This window comes from Anaerotignum faecicola, assembly GCA_024460105.1.
GTDB lineage: Bacteria > Bacillota > Clostridia > Lachnospirales > Anaerotignaceae > JANFXS01.
This window is the reverse complement of sequence record JANFXS010000057.1, coordinates 1-609: the sequence shown is the minus strand read 5'-3', so window position 1 is coordinate 609 and position 609 is coordinate 1. Positions and strand designations below refer to the sequence as shown.

Here is a 609-nt window from a genome sequence, read left to right as displayed (position 1 = left end):
CAAAGGCCTGAACGCCTCTGTAAGCCAGATCCTGGATTACGGCATTGAGGTGGAAGATACGGTGACTGCACGGCTGGATTACGTAAGCGGCGCCAAAGGGCTGTTCTTTGCCACCAATGCCAATTATAAGAATGAAGCGGTTCAGATCGCCATCCAGCTGGAACGCGGCGAGTTCCGGATTGAAGAAAATATTCTGTATCAGATCCTGCCGGAGGGCGGGAGAAAGAAGCTGGCTGAGGACCGGAAATTTCCGGGAACCCACTTCTATTACGGCGCCAGTCATGGAAAATTAATCGACAGATTTTACAGAGTGCTGGAAATGGGAGAAGGGGAGTATATCAGGGTGAAGGATGCGAAGATGAGCATCCGCCTGATTGATGCCATCTTAGAGTCCGGTAAGAGCGGTTCTTACAAATCCATCTTGTAATTTTAGAAAGGGGATATCACATGAAAAAAGGGTTAATTGGTATTCAGATGAGTACCATCAAAGATAAGATTGCAGAGCTTGGGGCCTACGGCACCTTAAAAGCCTGTGCGGAGCTGGGATACCACTGTGTGGAGGTTTCCCAGATTCCCATGACGGAAGAGAATGTGGCTGGAATGAAGAAG

The 609-nt window shown here is 48.8% G+C and carries 1 protein-coding gene; it reads left to right on the top strand.

What is annotated here, in order from left to right:
• Positions 1-427 (top strand): gfo/Idh/MocA family oxidoreductase (locus NE664_12705; protein MCQ4727496.1); only part of this gene is annotated, 427 nt, incomplete at its 5' end.
• Positions 428-609: the final 182 nt, after the last annotated feature.